Here is a 21,791-nt window from a genome sequence, read left to right as displayed (position 1 = left end):
GTTATCCCTGATCTGTTTTCAGTGCCAATAACTCAGCCCCTTCATTGACTTGCGATCCTACCTCATAAAATAATTCAGCCAATACCCCATCTTCAGGAGCATGAATAGTGTGCTCCATTTTCATTGCTTCAAGGACGATAAGGCTTTCCCCCTCTTTAACTTTGTCACCCTTATTTTTCAGGATTGCGACGATAGTAGCTGGCATGGGAGCCGTTAGTTGGCCTTTTTTTGCAGCTTCAGAGGCAAGGTTTTGCCAGCTAAAACGTTCAATTGAAACAGGTCCCTCTTTTAAATGAAGCCTGATACTCTGTGCTTGATTATCAACCAGAGCAAACCGCGTTTGACGGCCATCGTCAATCACTAATTTTTCGCCAAGCAGTTGAGCATGCAAAACAAACTCCTCGCTTTCCATGCTTATTTTGAAAGTATCCTTTCCAAGAGGATGAATTTCGACGTTCTCTTGCTTACCTTCAATAACATAGCGCCAATGCCAATGGCTGGATAAATGCATTTGCCATGCAAAACTGCTTTGCTCTAAAGGGTCTTTTTTCTGGTTGACGAGGCTTAAGTAATCATAACTGGCTGCCATCAGCAGTGCCAGAGATTTATCAGGGACAGCAAGATGAATCGTTTCCCGGGTTAAAAAATCAGTGCTGAGTTCGGCATTGACAAATCGAGGGTGCCGACAGATGGCTTGCAGAAAAGGTATATTGGTTTTTACTCCGCCAATGGCATAACATTCTAATGCTCTCTGCAAGCGCTGTAGCGCTTCATTTCGATTTTCACCCCAGGTGATTAGTTTGGCAATCATCGGATCATAATACATCGTAATCGAGGCATTAGGATAAACGCCGCTGTCTATTCGTATGCCTTCTCCCTGAGGCTCTTTTAAAAAATCCAGTTTGCCTATGGAAGGAATAAAGCCCTGGTTAGGATCTTCAGCGTAGATACGGCATTCGATGGCATGCCCCTGTGTTTTAATTTGCTCCTGAAGCAAAGGTAAAGGTTCGTTGGCAGCAATTTTCAATTGCCAGGCTACCAAATCAAGGCCGGTTATCATTTCCGTAACAGGATGCTCGACTTGCAAGCGGGTATTCATTTCCATGAAATAAAAATGTTCCTTCCCATCAACTAAAAATTCTACTGTCCCAGCACCGCGATAGGCAATTGAACGAGCAACCTCACAGGCTGCTTCTGTTAAACCCTGGCGTAAAGTATCAGATAGGTGAGGGGCCGGTGCTTCTTCAATAATTTTTTGATGGCGGCGTTGGATGGAGCAATCACGCTCAAAGAGATGGACAACCTGGCCATGATTATCCGCCATAACCTGCACTTCAACGTGGCGGGGATTGGTGATTAGTTTTTCTATTAACATCGTATCATCAGCGAAGCTTGCCATTGCTTCACGACGGGCACCAGCTAATGCTTGAGAAAAATCAGCTTCCTGATGTACAGCACGCATACCTTTCCCGCCACCGCCACTGGCTGCTTTTAATAAAACGGGAAAACCAATGCGGCGGGCTTCATCCAATAAACGGGCATCGCTCTGTTCATTACCATGATAACCTGGAGTAAGAGGAACAGCCGTTTTTTCAAGAAGTTGTTTGGCTAACTGCTTTGATGCCATTGCTTCCATCGCTAAAACAGAAGGACCAATAAAAATAATACCTGCTTTTTCACAGGCTTTGGCAAAGGAGGGGTTTTCTGACAGGAAACCATAGCCTGGGTGGATAGCCTCCGCGCCGCTGGCAAGGGCTGCAGCAATAATTGAGTCGATGTTCAGATAGCTTGATTTGGCGGCTGCCTCACCGACCCAGAAGGCAGAGTCTGCTTCTCTTACATGTTGACTGTTTTTATCTACAGTCGAGTAGACTGCAACGGTATGAATACCCATTTGCCGACAGGTTCGTATGATGCGGCAGGCAATTTCACCACGATTAGCAATGAGAATCTTGTTAAACATGAGGTATTAATTCCAGTTGGGGGTTTCTTTTTTTAAAAAAGCCTGCAATCCTTGCTGGCCTTCCGCGGAAACGCGTTTTTTGGCAATCAGGGTTGCGGTATCCTTTAGCAATTGTTCATCAATTTCTTTATTACTGATTTTATCTACCAGCGTTTTACAGTCACTGATGGCCTGGGGGGCTCGCTGGACTATTTGTTCTGCGTAACTTAGGCTGAATTCGAGCAGTTTGTCTTTTTCGATAGAATGTTGTACTAAACCCAGCTGCTTGGCTTTTTCAGTATTAAATGTTTCAGCTGTCATAAATAGCCATTTGGCTGCTCGCTCACCAATTGCTTTTACCACATAAGGGCTAATGACAGCAGGAATTAAGCCTAACTTCACCTCTGAAAAGCAGAATTGCGCATCGTCTGCAGCAATGGTGATATCACAAGCCGCTGCAAGACCCGCGCCGCCTCCAAAAGCAGCGCCATGGACTGCGGCGATAGTTGGCTTTGGACTTTTATGCAAAGTAAACATCACCCGCGCTAGTACCATTGCATCCTGAAGATTTTCCTCTTCGCTGAATGCTGCCATTCGCTGCATCCAGGTTAAATCAGCGCCTGCAGAAAAATTACGTCCGTTTGCTTTCAATAGAATGACACGTGTTTGAGGATGGTTTATCGCTTCTTCAAGCTTAAGCTGCAATTGCTCAAGCATATTGTCGTCAAATGCATTATGTTTGCCAAGGCGGTTTAGCGTGACAATGAAAATATTATTATGAAGATCGCTTAATATATCGCTCACTATTTCTCCCTTAAGCCTTCTTGTTAGCAATTCCGGGACTGCAATTTTATTTCCCAGCTCGTTTTTATATTCCTTTCCTGTGACTCATTGTATTACATGCGGAATACGCCAAACCGGGTGGATTCAATCGGTGCATTCAAAGCGGCTGATAAGCTTAAGCCAAGGATTCTTCTTGTATCTTGAGGTGCAATGACGCCATCATCCCAAAGTCTGGCACTGGCATAGTAGGGATTTCCCTGGGCTTCATATTGAGCATGAAGACTTGTCTTAAATGCCAGCTCTTCTTCAGCTGTCCAGCTGGTTCCTGCTTTGGCATGTTTATCACGATTAATTTGAGCCAGTACGTTGGCTGCTTGTTCACCACCCATCACCGAGATGCGGGCATTTGGCCATGACCATAAAAAACGAGGGCTATAAGCACGGCCACACATGGCATAATTTCCTGCACCAAAGCTACCGCCAACAATGACCGTAAATTTAGGGACATTGGCATTGGCCACCGCAGTGACCATTTTGGCTCCATGCTTGGCAATACCCGCTGCCTCATATTTGCTGCCTACCATGAATCCGGTGATATTTTGTAAAAATAATAAGGGTATTTTCCGCTGGGCGCATAGCTCAATAAAATGGGCACCTTTAAGGGCACTTTCACCAAACAATATTCCATTATTAGCCACGATACCAACAGGGTAACCATATAAATGGGCAAAGCCGCAAACCAGCGTTGTGCCATAAAGCGTTTTGAACTCATCCAGTTCCGAACCGTCAACGATACGGGCTATGATCTCACGAATATCATAGGGTTTGCGCGGATCAGCAGGCACAATACCGTTAAGCTCGCCAGGATCATAAACTGGTTCGCGGCTTGGAATGCGACAAAGTCCGTCAGGCTTTTGACGATTTAAATGGCTTACCGCAATGCGTGCCAGATGAAGGGCATGGGCATCGTTTTCGGCATAATGATCAGCGACACCGGAATGCCGGCAATGAACATCTGCTCCGCCCAGTTCTTCGGCACTGATAATTTCTCCTGTGGCGGCTTTGACCAAAGGCGGGCCGCCTAAAAAAATCGTTGCCTGGTTACGTACCATAATTGATTCATCAGCCATAGCAGGGACGTAAGCTCCTCCAGCAGTACAAGAACCCATGACTACTGCAATTTGTGGGATATTAGCGGCTGATAAAGTGGCTTGGTTATAAAAAATACGACCAAAATGGTCTCGGTCTGGAAACACTTCATCTTGAAGGGGCAGAAAAGCGCCTCCTGAATCAACAAGATAAATGCAAGGAAGATGATTGGTTTTGGCTATTTCCTGAGCGCGTAGATGTTTTTTGACTGTCAGCGGGTAATAGGTTCCCCCCTTAACAGTCGCATCATTGACAACTATCATACACTCAATGCCTGCAACTTTGCCTATGCCGGTAATAATGCCGGCAGCGGGAACTTCATCTTCATAAGCCTGATAGGCGGCCAGTTGTGATAGCTCAAGAAAAGGGCTGCCCGGATCAAGTAACTGCTGCAAGCGATCACGAGGCAATAATTTGCCATGCTTTAAATGTCTCTGTCGGGCTTTTTCGTCTCCGCCTTGGGCAATTCGCTTGATTGTATTTTGTAACTTGTCAACCAGCGTTTGCATGCTTGCCTGGTTTTCTTTAAATTCATGACTCGATGGATTTAGCTGACTGATGATTTTAGCCATGATAATCCTAGCGTATTAAAATATTACTAAGCACAATCACAAGCCATAAGCACCAGGTTAATTCGAGAAAATAAGGCATTTCATTCCCTTTGATTAATCGGTAGCTGAATGCTGGAATTGCAGCAATGAGGATTGGTATGAATACCAAAAGAATAATTTTCCTTATTGTCAAACCTAATCCGCTATGACTGAAGATAGGGGTTAATTTAACATTGATGAAAGCATAGAGCATATCGATATAGACAATTAACATATGAGCAAATTTGGCAAAAACTACGACCAGAATACTCAATAATAAGTAGATAAGACTTTGTCTAAGCATGTACATCCTTTGATAAACTAATTAGATTAATTTTTTTGTAGCCTTGATCCAATGAGTCAAGGCTACCGATTTTTATTAAAGCATTTCAATAGCAATTGCGGTTGCTTCGCCACCACCAATACACAATGACGCAACACCACGTGCTTTTTGCCGTTGTTTGAGGGCGTGCATTAAGGTCACAATAATCCGTGCCCCTGATGCGCCAATCGGATGGCCCAATGCACAGGCACCACCATGAATATTCACATTATCGTCATTAAGCTCAAGCTGGGTAATCGCTGCCATAGCAACCACTGCGAAGGCTTCATTTATTTCATAAAGGTCAACTTCACTTTGGTGCCAGCCGGCCTTGCTCAGTACTTTACGAATAGCATCGACAGGTGCTGTGGTAAACCATTCTGGTGCCTGGGCATGGCTTGCATGAGCAACAATACGCGCCAGTGGTTTTAGCCCACGTTTCCTGGCATTAGCAGCTGTCATTAAGATAAGGCTTGCTGCGCCATCAGAGATGGAGCTTGAGTTTGCTGCCGTTACTGTACCGTCTGCTTTAAATGCAGGACGAAGCTGGGGTACTTTGGCAAGCTTGCTTTCATCAGGACCTTCATCCTTATCAACGACCACCTCTCCTTTACGACCGGCTACAGTAACTGGCGCTATTTCCTCAACAAAGGCATGATCTTGTTGTGCTTGAAGAGCACGGGTCATTGAGCGGATTGCATAGTCATCTTGCTGTTTGCGGCTAAACTGGAAATGACTGGCAGTCGCTTCAGCAAAAAAGCCCATTAATTGTCCTCGCTCATAGGCATCCTCAAGGCCATCAAGGAACATATGATCCTTTATTTCACCGTGCCCCAAACGGTAACCTGCACGTGCTTTGCTGAGTAAATAAGGCGCATTGCTCATACTTTCCATTCCACTGGCCAAAACAACATTTGCTGAGCCAACTTTAAGTAAATCATGAGCTAACATTACTGCTTTCATGCCTGAACCACACATTTTATTAATAGTGGTTGCTCCTGATGAGTCAGGGATGCCTGCGGCAATTGCTGCTTGTCTTCCAGGCGCCTGACCAATGCCTGCCTGTAAGACACAGCCTGTGATGACTTCATCAATTTCGGCAGGTGAAATTCCGGCTTGTTCCAGTGCTGCACGATGAGCAACAGCCCCTAATTCAGGCGCTGATAAACTTGATAATGCCCCCAACAGGCCACCCATTGGCGTTCTCCTGGCGGCAACAATAACAATATCATTCTGTTCCATGTTTTATTTTCCTTATGCGGTTTCTTTAAAAAGTTCACGTCCAATCAACATTCGTCTGATTTCCGATGTTCCGGCACCAATTTCATATAATTTGGCATCACGCAGCAACCTTCCAGCAGGGTATTCATTAATATAGCCATTACCCCCTAAAATTTGAATGGCTTGCAGTGCCATTTGGGTCGCTCGCTCTGCGGTATATAAAATAACACCAGCAGCATCTTTACGGCTGACCATGCCTTGATCGCAGGCACGGGCGACGGTATAAAGATAAGCCCTTGAAGCACTTAATTCAGTATACATGTCGGCTAACTTCCCTTGGATAAACTGGAATTCGCCAATTGCCTGGTTAAACTGTTTACGCTCATGTACATAGGGAAGCACAATATCCATACAAGCCTGCATAATACCAACAGGTCCTGCAGCCAGAACGGTACGCTCATAATCAAGTCCACTCATAAGGACTTTAGCGCCTTTGTTAACTTCCCCGAGCACATTTTCCGCAGGAACCTCACAATGTTCAAATACAAGCTCACAGGTATTGGAACCACGCATTCCCAGTTTATCAAGCTTTTGCGCGGTACGAAAACCTTTAAATCCTTTTTCAACAATAAAAGCGGTAATCCCTTTACTGCCAGCTTGCTTATCGGTTTTAGCATAAACGACCAGGACATCAGCATCTGGGCCATTTGTTATCCACATTTTAGTTCCGTTAAGGATGAACTTATCTCCTTCAGCATGTGCCTGAAGCTGCATGCTAATTACATCCGAACCAGAATTGGATTCACTCATGGCCAGAGCACCGACGTGTTCGCCGTTTATTAGTTTAGGCAAATAATGCTGTTTTTGCCTGTGATTTCCATTTAAATAAATTTGATTTACACAAAGATTAGAGTGAGCCCCATAACTTAAGCCAACAGAAGCAGAGGCACGAGAGATTTCTTCCATGGCGACCACATGAGCAAGATAACCCATGTTGGCTCCCCCATACTCTTCACTGATAGTGATGCCTAATAAACCCATTTCGCCTAATTTTGACCATAAATGGTTGGGAAACGCATTTTCGGCATCAATTTGTGCAGCTAAAGGGGCAATTTCTTTCTGGGCAAATTGGTAAATACTGTCTCGCAACAGATCGTAAGTTTCCCCAAGTTGATTTTGAAGGCCTGTGTGCATGGATGACTTCCTGTTAATTAAGCAAATAGGTTAGACTATACTTAATCAAAATTAAGTTGCAATATCTATTTGATATGGATTAATTCGCCCTTGTGAAAACGCCGGTTTTTAAGGCGAGGCATAATTATCAATAGGGTTAGGCAGCCAAAAGTTTAAAGGAGGTATTCATGCGGAAGCTGGTACTTTGGGGGCATCATATGGATGAATACCAGGAGATGTTTGATCTTGCAGGAATAGGCAAGACCGCATCTATTTTGGAATACGGTTGTGGCCCCAGTGCTGTTAATGTGGAATTAACCGGACAATCTCGGCGAATAGTCAGTTGTGATCCTTTATTTAATCTCGATAAAGCGACTTTATACTCTAAAGTGGAGTTGGTATTTGCAGATATGGTGAATAAAATCACTCGCGATCAGGAAAAATTTGATTTTAGCCTCTATGGCAGTCTTGATACCCTCATCAGCAAGCGACGTGATGGAATGGAGCAGTTTTTCAAGGATTATATCGAGGGGAAAAAAGAAAAGCGATATTGCGGTATTAATAGCTATGTCTTGCCTTTTTCTGACTTTTCCTTTGATTATGCTTTAAGCTCCCACTACCTGTTTGCTGATTTGGATGATCAGGATGTGGAGTTTCACTTAGAGGTTATAAGGGAACTTGCCCGTGTTGCCAAAGAAGTAAGAATTTTTCCTCTGATTGATCGCCACGAGAAGCCTTCGCCTTTTTTGGGTCCTGTACTGCTTGGTTTGCAAGAGGAAAATTTTGGTATAGAAGTGAAAGAGGTTGCTTATCATTTACAACCCAGTGGCAATGCCATGTTGCGTGTATGGGCGCAGCAATGCCAGGTTTAGGTATACTCAAGCTAGCGATAAGTGCACAGAACCTAACGTTTGATGATCAAAAAATTGAATCGTCTAAAATGTCGTGTCTTCAAGTATTACGGGTATATTCCCTCGATTACTTTACTGTAGAATAACCAATTAACTTTATATACCGGTTTTGAAGAATTGCCATGTATTCATTAATGCGCCCTTTGCTTTTTAGTATGGAGGCTGAGAAAGCACATCAGTTTACGTTATCGGCCTTGCATTGGTTGCCCAAGACTTGCTTTCGGCAACCTGAAAGTAAGCCAGTGAGTGCTATGGGGCTTAAATTTGCTCATCCGGTTGGTTTGGCCGCAGGCCTGGATAAAAATGGAGAGCATCTTGATGCCTTATCCAAGCTTGGATTTTCTTTCATTGAACTCGGTACAGTGACCCCGCGCCCTCAGAAAGGGAATCCAAAACCGCGTCTTTTTCGCTTGCCGCAGACTGCAGCGATTATCAATCGTATGGGTTTTAATAATCTTGGAGTGGATGCTTTAACAGCCAATATTAAAAAAGCTCAATACAAAGGAGTACTGGGTATTAACATTGGAAAAAATAAGGAAACACCTTTGACAGCGGCAGCAGATGATTATTTACATTGTTTGCGGAAAGTCTATTGTTATGCCTCCTATGTAACAATTAACATTTCTTCGCCGAATACGCCGGATTTAAGGTTATTGCAGCAGGATGAATTTTTTCGCCACCTATTAACCCGATTAAGCGAGGAGCAGCGGCGTTTGGCGGATAAATATCAGTATTTTGTCCCTCTGGTGATTAAGCTTTCACCGGATGAGACTGATGAAACGTTAAAAAAAATGGCTGAGGTTATTCTGGAAAAAGGGATTTCAGGCATTATTGCTACCAATACCACTTGCTCACGAGACAACGTCAGTCACCTTCCTTTTGGTAGTGAGCAGGGCGGGTTAAGCGGCAATCCGCTGGCCAAACGGTCTACTGAATGCCTGGAGATATTGAAAGCGATGGTAGGGGATAAGGTCACGCTCATAGGTGTTGGAGGAATTGATAACCCCCAGGTTGCAAGTGAAAAATTACAGGCGGGTGCTTCCTTGTTACAGGTGTATACAGGCTTAATTTATAAAGGACCAGGACTGGTCCGCTCTTTGGTGGCCGGTATCTAAGGCCATGAGAGGGACTCATTTCCCTTTTAATTACCCCGAATTTAATCAATAATTGGCGCTTCGCGGTAAATAAGGGTAAAATTTGTTCCCATTCAATGCCAACCTTTATCGCGTACAATGAAAAAAAAGCCCCACGGCAAAGCAGGTCCTTTGTATCGGCGTTTGCTTTCTTACGTTAAGCCTTTTTGGCTGATTCTCTCCCTTGGCGTTTTCGCCAATATTTTTTATTCAGTAATCGATGCTGGATTTACTTATATGATGCGTCCTTTTTTGGACAAGGGGTTTATTGACATTGATATGGCTTTTGTCAGGCAAATCCCGTTAATCGTCCTGGTAGGGATCACCATACGTGGTTTAGTAAGTTCTGCGGGCAGTTATTGCATGACCTGGGTGGCACGCTCAGTGGTAAAAGTGTTACGCCAACGGGTGTTTGCCCATATTATTAAATTGCCTGCTGACTATTATGATGAAGCAACTTCAGGACAGCTTTTATCGAAAATTCTTTATGATGTAGAGCAGGTTGCTCAGGTTAGTGCTGATGCATTAACCGATTTTGTACAAAATACCTGTCTTGTGATTGGGCTTCTGACCGTCATGATGATTATTAGCTGGCAACTGTCATTGATGTTTCTTTTTACTATCCCTTTTGTGGGCGTGATTGTTAATTATACAAACAAGCGTGTGCGGCGCATCAGTCATAAAGTACAAAAATCAATGGGTGAAGTAACCGAAATCGCTGGAGAGGCGATTGATGGTTACCAGGTTGTCCGGATTTTTGGCGGAGCATCGCATGAAATTGAAAAATTTAATCAGGCGACAGAATCCTCACGCCAGAACGACATGAAAGTTGCAGTTTCTAAAGCAATTAATGTCTCCGGCGTACAGTTTGTGATTGCAATAGGGATTGCGGTAATTATTTTTGCAGCGATACAGTTAGCAACAGTGATTACGATTACTGCCGGTTCTTTTTTGGCTATTATCGCCGCGATGTTGCAATTAATAAAACCAATGAAAACCTTAACTACATTAAATGCAACCATTCAACGAGGTTTGGCAGGAGCAGAAAGCGTTTTTGATTTGTTGGACAAGCCCATTGAAAACGCCTGCGGCAAGAAATTAACAAAAAAAGCCGGCGGGATTATTCAATTTCATAAGGTTAGTTATGCTTACCGCCAGGGAAAGACAGTCCTTCATGATATCAGCTTTAGTATTGACTCTGGAGAAACTGTGGCATTGGTTGGGCATTCAGGCAGTGGAAAAACAACCATTGCCAGCCTGCTACCGCGTTTTTATGAACCTAACAGTGGCTATATTTCTCTTGACGGGGAGCCAATCTCTGAGCTTGCCCTGGATAGCTTGCGTGAGCAAATTGCCTTAGTAAGCCAGCAAGTTACTCTCTTTAATGATACCCTGGCTAATAATATTGCTTATGGTTGTTTTAATGCCAGCAGGGAAGAGATTGTCCAGGCTGCCCGTCTTGCCTTTGCTGATGAATTTATTCGTCGTCTTCCGCAAGGATATGATACTAAAATTGGTGAAAATGGCGTGTTGCTATCGGGCGGTCAGAGGCAGCGTCTGGCCATTGCCAGGGCTATCTTGAAGGATGCCCCCATTCTTATTCTGGATGAGGCTACTTCGGCTCTTGACAGCGAGTCAGAACGCTATATTCAGGCGGCTCTGGAACAAATTATGGAAACCAGAACAACCTTGGTTATTGCTCATCGATTGTCAACAATTAAAAGAGCGAATAAGATTATCGTCATGAATCAAGGTCGGGTTGTTGAACAGGGATCCCATCAGCAGTTATTAAATCTGGACGGGTATTATGCTCAGTTATACAGAGCACAAAAATTAGGTATAGATAATACAGAAGAAGCCATTGCTTAATGTCATTTAATATTGATAAATTGTGGTACGGAAAACACCCGCTAAGCTGGTTTTTATGGCCTTTTGCCCAATTCTATAAAATTATTATCAAGATTCGTCGTACCTGGTTACGCTGTTTCCATCAGCAACAGTTTTCAGTTCCGGTAATCGTTGTTGGCAATTTGACTGTAGGGGGAGTGGGAAAAACTCCTCTGGTTGTTGCATTGGCGAAAGAAATGAAAGCAAGGGGCTTGCGTGTTGGCATTGTCAGCCGGGGCTACAAGGCGAAAATTAAGCAATTCCCACATGAAGTGTTTCCGGAGAGTAAAGCAGATCTGGTAGGGGATGAGCCGCTGCTTATTGCAAAAAATACCCGCTGTCCGGTAGTGATTGCACCCAGGAGGGTCCAGGCAATTCGATACCTGCTTGAGAAGCACGATTGTCAAATCATCATCAGTGATGATGGTTTGCAACATTATTCTATGGGGCGAGCACTGGAAATCATAGTCATTGATGGAGTCCGTGGCATGGGAAACGGCTTCTGCTTACCCGCAGGACCTTTGCGCGAAGAGCGTCACCGTCTGCAGCAGGCTGATATATTAGTGGTTAATGGAGGCGAATGGCCGGGTGCCTATTCGATGAACTTGGAACCTGGCAGGTTGACCCATCTTCTTACCGGGGAGACGATAAGTAAAGATGAGTTCAAGGTGCCTGTGGCTGCGGTTGCGGCAATCGGCAACCCACAGCGTTTTTTTTCGACCTTGCATAATCTGGGAATTTCATTTAAAAAATACCCTTTTCCAGATCATTATCAGTTTCAGGCTAATGAATTGCGGTTCAATGAAAAAACAGTAGTGATGACAGAAAAGGATGCAGTCAAATGCCAATCATTTGCCGACGAGTCCTGGTATTTTTTACCGGTAGAGGCAAAATTAAGTAATTCATTTTGGCAGATGCTATGGTCTCATGAACAATTAAAAGGCTATATTTAGATGAAATTATATACGTGGTTTCTTTATTTCATTTTATTAACAGGAAGTTGTATAACCGCCACAGTTGTGGCTGAGCCTGAGAAGACCCCGCCTGAACAGACAAAAGAAATACCCTCCTTTGATGCCCTGCAGGCAAATTGGGTATTTTCCGGGATAGTTACTAATGAGAGCGGTGAGCGTTATCATTATTTCTTTCAGATGCAGCGAAACAATAGCCGATTTCATGCAACGGCAATGTTACTTGGTGGTCAGAATAAGCAGGTACTGCTATTTGAGGAAAGCAATGCGGTAATAGAGAATCCTGAACCAGGCAACTGGCATGTAGGGCATAATTTCCTGCAGTTTAATCCTATTAATGACAGTTGGATTTTTGGGGTAAAGCGAAACAATAAGACAGGCTTTAATTTCAAAGCCGACATGCTTTCAAGTACCAAAGATTCCGTAGCAACTCAGGATCTTCGTTCGGGTGTTGAGCTTTTGGTCAGTCAAACTGGCCGTTTAAACGGCCATTTACAAGTCGGGGAGGATAACAAAGAACAATTTGTGACTGGTGAGAAGGCGTGGTTTCGGCAAATATGGGTAAGTCAATTTCAGGAAAATCTCCATCCTTTCACGGGTATTTTATGCCAATTTAATGATGCCAGTGGTTTTTATGCCGTCAATTTACAGGAAGAAGATGCACTGAAAGGTGCAATTGCTGGATGGCGTGATGCGCAGGGAGAGCCTGTTTCCATGTCTCAATTTGTTACTGTTCAGGAGGGAAAGGAAGGGATATGGAACATACATATACCCTCTCCTGAGATAAAATTGATTTTGCAGGATGCCCTGGTGAAGGGAGGTGAAAACTACCAGCTTGTCGCAGGCCTTACTGGCGAACTCAAACCAGGATTTTGTATTATCAATAAAGATAAAATCGGTTAAATCCTGCTTATTTAATTGTCGAGGCCAACTCACTGGCGTTATCCCTGGAATTGAATCGGGAATGATTATTCCTCTAAAGAAACCAGCTCATTATCAGAAATAACGGTTTCACGTTCACTACCCTCTGAATGGGCGAGTTGATTTTCCAGGTTCTTAAACTGCCAAAGGGATTGATCCATCAACTGGCTAGGCTTGATACTTTGCAAGGCATGCAGGATATTGCTTGGTACTTTTGGATTTTCTTCGGCTAATTGATCAATCAGTTTGGCAATACGTTGTCGAGCCAGGTTCTCCTGAGAGCCGCATAAATTGCAGGGGATTATCGGATACGCTTGCTCTTGGGCAAATGCAATAATGTCTCTTTCCTGTACATAGCACAAAGGGCGGATAATCACGTGTTTTTTGTTATCACTTAAGAGTTTAGGTGGCATCGAGCGGATGTCGCCATTATAGAGAATGGACATGAGAAGGGTGCGGATCAGGTCATCACGATGATGTCCTAATGCAATTTTAGTAAAGCCCTGTTCTTCCGCATAGCGATAAATAATCCCCCTGCGCAGCCTGGAACATAAAGAACAATAAGTTTTTCCTTGCGGTATTTTTTCTTTAACAATGCTGTAGGTGTCACGCTTGAGAATCTCATGGGGAATATTTTTTTCATTTAGCCAATCGCGAAGCTTACAATCGTCCCACCCAGGTTGGGCCTGATCCAACGTAAAGGCAAAGAGATCAAATTTGTTATTCGACCGTTGCCTTAGGATATTTAGTAACGTCAATAATGTAAACGAATCCTTACCGCCTGATAAACAGACCATGACACGATCGCCACGCTGAATCATATTGAAGTCTGCAATGGCTTTACCAGTATAATGCAACAGTTTTTTAGCGATAGTTGAGTGCACGCTAGACATATTCTTACAACCTGAAAACTGATTAAAGGGTGTATTTTATCGCAAATTTGCTTTTATTGCCTATAAAACCTGCAAATAGCAGATAAAATCCAGATCAAGGTCATCACATTTTCAAAGATCAGGGGTGTAAATACGCTTTGGTATTGCCTGTTTGTGGGATATGATAGCTTTTTAAAATTGTTATTGTCGGTGGGGGATTACCTTGAAACAAAAAGGGTTCACGCTTATTGAATTAATGATTGTGATTGCAATCCTGGGGATTCTTTTATCAATTGCAGTTCCTGCTTACAGGGAACAGATTATAAGGGCCAGGGTGGTTGAGGGGCTCAATATGGCTTCAGCAGCCAAAGTGGCAGTAGAGGAGACGGTGATGACTACCAATGCGTTCCCTGTTAACCAGGAGGCTACGGGTTATATAAGTCCTGCACCTACTGCTAATGTCAGTTCAATTCTCATTGGCGCTAACGGAGTGATTTCCATTAATTATACGCCTGCAGCGGGCGATGGTACTATTTTATTGGTTCCTACCTTGCAGGCGAATGGTGAATTGACCTGGACATGCAATGAGGGGACGTTACGTCTCCAATACCGTCCATCAACCTGCAGAGTAGTGGATTATTAATAACACATCCTCTGACTTTGCCAGGCCTCACAGCGGATTCTAAAGTTTTTGTTCTACAAGCCTGTTTTTGAGTCGTACATACTCTGGAAGACCATTGTGGTACGGTGGATAGGCTTCCCCCTGAATCAAAGGTGCCAAATAGCGACGACAGGTTTCAGTGATTCCCATCCCATCCTCGCTAATGAAGTCTGCAGGCATGGTTTTCTCCTGATTGGCTACATCAGCCAATGCTACATGGCTAATAGTCCAGCGATAGGGGGAATCTTGTTCGCGTTTTATAATGGGCATAATCGCATTATGGCCTTCCAAAGCGAGTTCGACTGCTGCTTTCCCTAAAGCATAGGCTTGTTCGAGATCAACTTGAGAAGCAATATGTCTTGCTGCCCGTTGTAAATAATCTGCTACAGCCCAATGGTACTTATGTCCCAGTTCGCTTTTTACTAATTGGGCAATAACAGGTGCTACACCTCCCAACTGAGCATGGCCAAAGGCGTCTCTCAATCCCGCATCGCTTAAAAATTGTCCCTGTTCATTACGAATACCTTCGGAGACAACAATCACACAATAGCCATATTGTTTAACGCATTCATCGACTTTGCTTAAGAATTGTTGTTGTTTGAAGGGGATTTCAGGGAATAAAATAATATGCGGTGGTTCTTTTGCTGTACTGCCAGCCAAACCACTTGCAGCAGCTATCCAGCCGGCATGACGTCCCATGACTTCAAGAATAAAAACTTTTGTTGACGAAGCGGCCATGGAGGCGACATCAAAGCCAGCTTCCAACGTTGATACAGCTACGTATTTGGCAACTGATCCAAATCCGGGGCAAGCATCGGTAAAGGGTAAATCATTATCCACCGTTTTGGGAATACCTATGCAGGTGATTGGATAGTCCATATCACTGCCTAACTTTGATACTTTAAATGCTGTGTCCTGAGAATCTCCCCCACCATTGTAAAAAAAGTAACCAATGTTGTGGGCTTTGAAAACCTCAATTAGCCGTTGGTATTCTGCGCCGCTGTCTTTTAATTTATAGCGACATGAACCAAAAGCACCAGAAGGAGTATGCATCAGTTTTGCAATATCGTCGTCACTCTCTAGTGAGGTATCAATCAATTGCTCATTTAATGCGCCAATAATACCATTTTGTGCGGCATATACTTTCCCTATTTTTTCTGGATACAGTCGGGCTGTTTGTATAACGCCACAAGCTGAAGCATTAATAACAGCGGTGACCCCCCCTGATTGAGCATAGATTGCGTTTTTAACTGCCATGATTTCTCCCTGGTGTTGTAATTTTTTGCCATATTAGAGTCTGTTGACATTTCAACTTAAACTGCCCACTTCCCGCGCTTTATGCGCGGGATCCACGCAAACCACACGAAACTACCCATCCTCTTGACAAGGTTTGAGACTAGATTCCGCGCATAAAGCGCGGAACATAGGCTCTGGCTCCAATTGTCAACAAACCCTAATCTAATCAAAAGGACTAACTTGATATAGATTGTCGAATTCATCGATGACTTCGTCAATGCTCTGAATGAGCTCTGCAAAGGTGTTTTTCAATTCGTCGACCTGTTTTGCTGCTTTTGCCTGTTTTTCCAGGCGAACCACCTGGGTTTGCAGCTGGGGAACCCCGCAGAAACAACAGGCACCATGTAATTTGTGAGCAATAGATTCCAGGCCTTTGATATCTTTTTTATTTAAAAGCTGAATAAACTCTTCTCTGTTTTTACGTAATTCTTCCACAAAACGCGCAAGAAACTCTTCTGCCAATGCCTGATTTCCTGAGACTTTCTGTACACAAAGCTGCCAATCAATAGCGGCTGATTTTGATTTTTTTACGATGCGCAGCAGGTAATTCAGCAGCTGTGTTTCATCTATTGGTTTTTGTAAGCAAAAATCTATTCCGGCTTTCTTTAATTTTTCTTTGCTTAAATGACTACTATCTGCACTGATGACGATAATAGGGGTTTGCTTGTTTAACATGGATTCACGACGAATCAGACTTGCTGCCTCAAGGCCATTGAGTTTGGGCATCTGTAAATCCAGTAAAATGGCATTATAACGTTTGCTATGACAAGCTGTAACTGCTTCTTCCCCATTGTCTACCGTTTCAATATGGGAATTTTCACTCAATAAGGAAGACAATAGCATGCGATTGACCGGGTTATCTTCAGCAATTAATAGTTCAGGATGAGCCAGGCGAAGCTGGGCTCGTAAATTATCCAGTTCCTGGTTTGCGTTTATGGATTGTGATGCTTCATTTAGCAGGGACTCAATAATCTCATAAAGCTTTTGAATACTGATGGGCTTAAATAAAAAGGCTTTGGCTCCCAGAGACTGGGGATTATGAATGATCCATTTTGAAACTAACACGCAAGGAATGGATTGTTTACGTAAAACATGGGCGACTTGTTTTTCACAGCCTTCATTAACATTAATGAAGGCCAGAGAACAGTCCTTATAAGTGTTAAATGCTTTTTCAAGCTGATTAAATGCTGTGACACGCACACATTCAATTCCCCAATGGCCCAGTCCGTTACACATGGCTTCCAGATACAAAGGATTATCATCAAAACAAAGCACCTTGAGATTGTCAAAACGCTGGCTTTGCTCTTTTTCAATTTCATAGGCTGCCAGTTTTTCAAGTTTCAAATGTACCGAAAAAGTGGAGCCTTTATTGAGTTCGCTGGTTAGTGAAATGCGTCCATGCATTTGTTCTGTAAGTTTTTTACAAATAACCAGACCTAATCCTGAACCACCAAAACGCCGGGTAATAGTCACATCCGCCTGGTTAAACGCGGTAAACAGTTTCGGTTGGTCCTCAGCAGGGATGCCAATTCCTGTATCGGTCACTGATAAGCAGAGCGTATAATCCTTATCTGATTCCTGTTCAATGCAGGTGCGGATTAAGACATAACCATGATCAGTAAATTTCACTGCATTGCTTATCAGGTTGGTAATAATCTGTTTCAGGCGAATAGGATCGCCAAGTACTTTTCTGGGCACACTGACTTGCGTAGCAGGGATAAGGTCAATGCCTTTTTTATGCGCATTAGGCGCAGCGAGAGCCAACACTTCATCAATACAGCTACGAATATCCAATGGAATACAATCCAAATGTAATTTTCCAGCATCCATCTTGGAGTAATCGAGAATATCATTAATAATGGTTAGCAGGTCCTGGGCTGAGGATTTAATGGTTTTTACATAATCAACCTGCAAGCTATCCAATTTGGATTCTAATAATACGTTGGTAAAGCCGATGACCCCATTCATAGGGTTTCTGATTTCATGGCTCATGTTGGCAATGAACTCTGATTTTTGCCTGCTTTTTTCTTCACATTTCTTTTTTTCAAGTGATAATTCAATATTCTTTTCTTCCAATAACTCCAGGCTTTGTTGTAGATCGGCAGTAGCTACTTCAATATGGTGATTTAAATCATTTATGGTATTCAGATATTGTTTTTGCAAATGGGCGCAGCCTTTTTCAATCAAACCTAATTCACCAGAGCTGGTGGTGTTGATATGGGTTTCAAACTCATTGCTAAGAATTTGTTTCATACTCCGCCGCAGGCGTGATACGGGTTTATAAATCCGTTTTGATAGAAAATAATGGATAGTCAAGCTCATCAATAATCCCAACAGAGTAATGAAAATAGTGATGATATACATTTGATATCGTTTAATGAGCATGGATTGGGTATCGATATCGAGAGAGAGCCATCCTAAAATATCATAAGCATCAGAGTTAGCATTGACTGCTTCCTGCAAAGCGCTTGAAGAGTACAGATTAAACTTGGGAATAGTAATTGGCGCCAGGAAGTTAATGGTGTAAGGCTTCATCTGCTTGCTTTCTACGTAGTCGCCGCTGAAAGGGGCAGGTTTGAAAGAAAGATGAATGGAATGTTTTCCACCCCGATAAGCCAATAAATGCCCTTGGGCATTATAAAATGCAAGCGCCTTGACCTCAGGGTTTATCGTTGAAGCATTAATCAGACCTTGCAACGTTTTCATGTCATTATGCATCATGGCAAATTGTGCGGCAGGCAGCAGTTGGCGAATATAGGCTTCACCGAGTCCTGACATGTGCTGATTGAGGTCTTTATTAAATTGGCCGTTATAAAAGACGGCAAACAAAAGGGCAACCAGCAAAACTGGAATCATTGTGGTGATTCGAAGTTGGTATTTGATGCCAAGACGTTTCATTTTTGGCACCCGTTGTCAAATTTAAGTACTATAAACACATTAAATTTCCTGCAAACTCTGCCCTGATCTCTTAGAGATAATGTCAAACTTGTAATTTAAAAATCTGCATCTAAGCTAAGCTTAGCAAACTGTAAGGCATGTAATAACGCATTCCGTTGTTTAAATTGATGAATCTCTCTCTTTCGGAAGAGCTAACAAAGGGTGCTGGTATGAAAAGCAAAATGAAAAAACCCATGCGTTAGTTTTGCGTTGCCGGGAAAGTTAGATATTATAGCGCGATTATTTATTTGCTTACAATGGAGCATTTAATGGTTGTCAGAACTCGCTTTGCCCCCAGTCCTACGGGTTATCTTCATGTTGGCGGTGTGCGTACCGCTTTATTCTCCTGGTTATTCGCAAGACATCATCAGGGCGAATTCATATTGAGAATAGAAGACACCGATCAGGAACGCTCTACAAAGGAATCAGTAGAAGCTATTCTGGAGGGTATGAAATGGTTAGGGCTCGATCATAATCAGGGTCCTTTCTATCAAAGCAAGCGTTATCCTCGTTATCAGGAAATTGCTAAAAAACTGTTAGAAGAGGGGAAGGCTTATCGTTGTGTATGCAGTAAGGACAGGCTTGAGGCATTGCGTGAAGCGCAATTAACTGCCAAAGAGAAGCCTCGTTATGATGGTCATTGCAGAGATAAGAACTTACCAGCCACTGATGCCCCTCATGTATTACGGTTCAAGAATCCTCAATCCGGTGTTGTTTCCTTTAAGGATGAAGTTTATGGAGAAATTCATATTGATAATAGTGAATTGGATGATTTGATTCTTGTTCGTTCTGATGGTCATCCTACCTATAATTTTGCAGTGGTAATTGACGATTGGGATATGGAAATCACCCATGTAATTCGTGGGGATGATCATATTAATAATACGCCAAGGCAAATCAATTTGTTTAAGGCATTAAATGCCCCGGTCCCTGTCTTTGCACACTTACCCATGATTCTGGGGGATGATGGCAAGCGTTTATCCAAACGTCATGGTGCTGTTAGCGTTTTACAGTTTAAGGAGCTCGGTTTTTTGCCTCATGCCTTATTGAATTATCTGGTGCGCCTGGGGTGGTCTCATGGTGATCAGGAGATTTTCAGCGTTGCTGAAATGATTGCCAGCTTTGATTTGAAAAGTGTCAGTCGGGGAGTATCAAGCTTTAATTATGAGAAATTAAATTGGTTAAATCAGCATTACCAAAAAAGTGATTCCCCGGAAGAGGTTGCAAAGGCATTAAGGTGGCATTTTGAACAACAAGCCATTGACTTTAGCCAAGGCCCCTCTTTAGTTGACTTGGTTGCTATCCAGGCCGAGCGTTGTAAAACGCTCGTTGAGATTTGTAGGAAAAGTCTCTATTTCTATCAGGATGACATTGAGTATGATGAGGAAGCGGTCAAAAAGCATCTGCGCCCTGTTATTTTAGCCCCTCTTGAATCATTGTATGAACAATTTGTGCGGCTGGATAACTGGGAAAGGGATGCATTGCAGGAATGCATCAATAATGTCAGTGCTGAATATAACATTAATATGAGTAAAACAGCTCAGCCTTTGCGAGTGGCAGTTACTGGCAGCAGTAACTCACCTGCCATTGATATGACGCTTAAACTGCTTGGCAAAAGGCGGACATTAGTCCGTTTGGAACAGAGTTTACAGCGGCTTCGGGAACGTGCCGCCAATAGTCAATAATAGAGGAATAAATGGATCTCTAATCATTAGCAAATGCAGCCTTGATGAAGCGCAGCGTAATCAAGGTATTTCGTGTGTGATAATTAACCATTATAGCCCTGCAGTAATTGATGGGGTTACATTAATAAAACCTTGATTACGCTGCGCTTCATCAAGGCTACTTGAATTAAGCCAGATTAAAATCATGATAGGAAATTACAAATATAGTTTCTTTTCATTTTTTTATTTGTTAAAATGACCAACCCGGTTTTGCTTTGCTTTACGCATCCCTCCTTGTGGATAATTTTTGCATCCTATACCCCAAAATGATAAATATCTGATACTTCTACCTGTTAACCACTTGAGAATAAAGAACTATTTACTATTTTAAATAGTTTGCTTTGCTTTCCTTATCCACAGATTCTGTGGATAAGATTGTGTATAGGTTGTCAGGTATTCTTAGTAAATGCAGGGAAAAAATCGTCAGAATAGTCAGGATCGACTGATTTTTCTATTCTTGTGTAGTTTGAGTTTTCAGGATCATAACTGTCTCTAGGCTGGAAACGTGAATATCGGTTTGTTGAAACGGCTTGAATTTCAGCCAACTTGAAGTTTTTCCATTGCGGAGGCTCTTCTGGCTCACTCTGACTCTCTGTTTGATAACAATGCAATTGTTCCGTTGCGTCTAAAATTCCATAGTGATAGGGCTCAATAACCCCTTTTCTTGTCTTATGATCTTTGTCATGATAAGTACAATTCAGAGTGTTTCTGGCTTCTATTGCCTGAGAGAGTTTCTCTTCAATTATAGAAGAAACTATCACCTCCTCTAAATCAATTTCTTTGGGTTTTGAGACAGTAGGAGTACAGCAATTAGCTAAAAAAATGGCTAGAAGCGGGCTGCAGCAGAAACCTAAACAGGTTCCTACGATAAAAATAACAGGGGTTATCGCAATCCAGGTTACCTGAGTTGAGACATCCATCATCCCATTTGTTTTGAGCAAAAAATAAATACCCAAGTATAAAAGAGTTAAAAAAACACTAGAGACTAAACCTGAGGTTTTAGGAAAACAATGGTTAGAGTTAAGGTCATTCTTACAATCGCTAACTTTTCGATTTCTTTTTTGTACTTCCGCTTTATAGTCGTTAGTTTGCTTTTCTCTTGCTCTATCAAACATAGGTTGAATATAATTTTGATAGATTTCAAAGTATTTTTCTTTGTAGTTAAATAATCTGAAAAGTTGAAGGGGATCGGATTTTTTTAATTCTTTAGCGGCTAATTGCTTCAAAGAAGGGACTTCTCGTGTTATAGGCATTTTTTTATAAACCCCAAAATTTATTATAAGCTAATTTTCTTTTCT

At 42.7% G+C, this 21,791-nt stretch carries 17 protein-coding genes; 7 read left to right on the top strand and 10 right to left on the bottom strand.

Annotation, left to right across the window (positions count from 1 at the left end; genetic code table 11):
* Nucleotide 1: 1 nt before the first annotated feature.
* The 6 genes from E1O65_RS00870 to E1O65_RS00845 all read right to left on the bottom strand — a co-directional run bounded on the left by E1O65_RS00870 (nt 2) and on the right by E1O65_RS00845 (nt 7,201).
* Nucleotides 2-1,963 carry an acetyl-CoA carboxylase biotin carboxylase subunit gene (locus E1O65_RS00870; RefSeq protein WP_133131704.1) on the bottom strand — a complete coding sequence of 654 codons (1,962 nt, stop codon included), beginning with the start codon at nt 1,961-1,963 and terminating at the stop codon, nt 2-4.
* A gap of 6 nt (nt 1,964-1,969) precedes the next feature.
* Nucleotides 1,970-2,746: an enoyl-CoA hydratase-related protein gene (locus E1O65_RS00865; protein WP_133131703.1), complete on the bottom strand. Its 777-nt coding sequence runs from the start codon at nt 2,744-2,746 to the stop codon at nt 1,970-1,972.
* Between the two features lie 92 nt (nt 2,747-2,838).
* Complete coding sequence (locus tag E1O65_RS00860; protein WP_133131702.1) at nt 2,839-4,446, bottom strand: carboxyl transferase domain-containing protein; 1,608 nt, start codon at nt 4,444-4,446, stop codon at nt 2,839-2,841.
* Nucleotides 4,447-4,453: 7 nt separating this feature from the next.
* Nucleotides 4,454-4,768, bottom strand: a complete 315-nt coding sequence (locus tag E1O65_RS00855; protein ID WP_133131701.1) for a hypothetical protein — start codon at nt 4,766-4,768, stop codon at nt 4,454-4,456.
* Between the two features lie 75 nt (nt 4,769-4,843).
* A complete protein-coding gene (locus tag E1O65_RS00850) occupies nt 4,844-6,028 on the bottom strand; it encodes an acetyl-CoA C-acyltransferase (protein ID WP_133131700.1) in 1,185 nt (394 codons plus the stop codon).
* A gap of 12 nt (nt 6,029-6,040) precedes the next feature.
* A complete protein-coding gene (locus E1O65_RS00845; RefSeq protein WP_133131699.1) occupies nt 6,041-7,201 on the bottom strand; it encodes an isovaleryl-CoA dehydrogenase in 1,161 nt (386 codons plus the stop codon).
* A gap of 167 nt (nt 7,202-7,368) precedes the next feature.
* Here E1O65_RS00845 and E1O65_RS00840 point away from each other — a divergent pair, with 167 nt between their 5' ends.
* From E1O65_RS00840 to E1O65_RS00820, 5 genes are all read left to right on the top strand, one after another.
* Entirely contained in the window at nt 7,369-8,052 is a 684-nt protein-coding gene (locus tag E1O65_RS00840; RefSeq protein WP_133131698.1) for a hypothetical protein, read from the top strand.
* Between the two features lie 161 nt (nt 8,053-8,213).
* Complete coding sequence (locus tag E1O65_RS00835; RefSeq protein ID WP_133131697.1) at nt 8,214-9,206, top strand: quinone-dependent dihydroorotate dehydrogenase; 993 nt, start codon at nt 8,214-8,216, stop codon at nt 9,204-9,206.
* 117 nt (nt 9,207-9,323) lie between these two features.
* Nucleotides 9,324-11,093, top strand: coding sequence for a lipid A export permease/ATP-binding protein MsbA (gene msbA, locus E1O65_RS00830; protein ID WP_133131696.1), 1,770 nt, complete (start codon nt 9,324-9,326; stop codon nt 11,091-11,093).
* Nucleotides 11,093-12,064 carry a tetraacyldisaccharide 4'-kinase gene (lpxK, locus tag E1O65_RS00825; protein WP_133131695.1) on the top strand — a complete coding sequence of 324 codons (972 nt, stop codon included), beginning with the start codon at nt 11,093-11,095 and terminating at the stop codon, nt 12,062-12,064. The genes msbA and lpxK overlap by 1 nt, the downstream gene beginning before the upstream one ends.
* Nucleotides 12,065-12,985 (top strand): hypothetical protein, encoded by a 921-nt coding sequence (locus E1O65_RS00820; RefSeq protein WP_133131694.1) that lies wholly within the window; start codon nt 12,065-12,067, stop codon nt 12,983-12,985.
* Between the two features lie 65 nt (nt 12,986-13,050).
* On the opposite strand, the gene ttcA is transcribed toward E1O65_RS00820, so the two are convergent.
* Entirely contained in the window at nt 13,051-13,896 is an 846-nt protein-coding gene (gene ttcA, locus E1O65_RS00815) for a tRNA 2-thiocytidine(32) synthetase TtcA (protein WP_133131693.1), read from the bottom strand.
* A 202-nt stretch (nt 13,897-14,098) separates the two neighbouring features.
* On the opposite strand from ttcA, the gene E1O65_RS00810 reads away from it, so the two are divergent.
* Nucleotides 14,099-14,518, top strand: a complete 420-nt coding sequence (locus E1O65_RS00810) for a pilin (protein ID WP_133131692.1) — start codon at nt 14,099-14,101, stop codon at nt 14,516-14,518.
* Between the two features lie 39 nt (nt 14,519-14,557).
* On the opposite strand, the gene E1O65_RS00805 is transcribed toward E1O65_RS00810, so the two are convergent.
* A complete protein-coding gene (locus tag E1O65_RS00805; protein ID WP_133131691.1) occupies nt 14,558-15,793 on the bottom strand; it encodes a 6-phosphofructokinase in 1,236 nt (411 codons plus the stop codon).
* 201 nt (nt 15,794-15,994) lie between these two features.
* On the bottom strand, nt 15,995-18,730 hold the full coding sequence (gene letS, locus E1O65_RS00800) for a two-component system sensor histidine kinase LetS (protein WP_133131690.1): 2,736 nt from the start codon (nt 18,728-18,730) through the stop codon (nt 15,995-15,997).
* 308 nt (nt 18,731-19,038) lie between these two features.
* Between letS and gltX the strand changes: the two genes are divergently transcribed.
* On the top strand, nt 19,039-20,454 hold the full coding sequence (gene gltX, locus E1O65_RS00795) for a glutamate--tRNA ligase (protein ID WP_133131689.1): 1,416 nt from the start codon (nt 19,039-19,041) through the stop codon (nt 20,452-20,454).
* 428 nt (nt 20,455-20,882) lie between these two features.
* On the opposite strand, the gene E1O65_RS00790 is transcribed toward gltX, so the two are convergent.
* The gene (locus tag E1O65_RS00790) at nt 20,883-21,746 is read right to left on the bottom strand and encodes a hypothetical protein (protein WP_133131688.1); all 864 of its coding nucleotides are present in this window, start codon (nt 21,744-21,746) and stop codon (nt 20,883-20,885) included.
* Nucleotides 21,747-21,791 lie beyond the last annotated feature (45 nt).

It is taken from the genome of Legionella sp. W10-070 (assembly GCF_900640175.1).
Lineage (GTDB): Bacteria > Pseudomonadota > Gammaproteobacteria > Legionellales > Legionellaceae > Tatlockia.
This window is presented reverse-complemented; position numbering and strand designations above follow the sequence as displayed.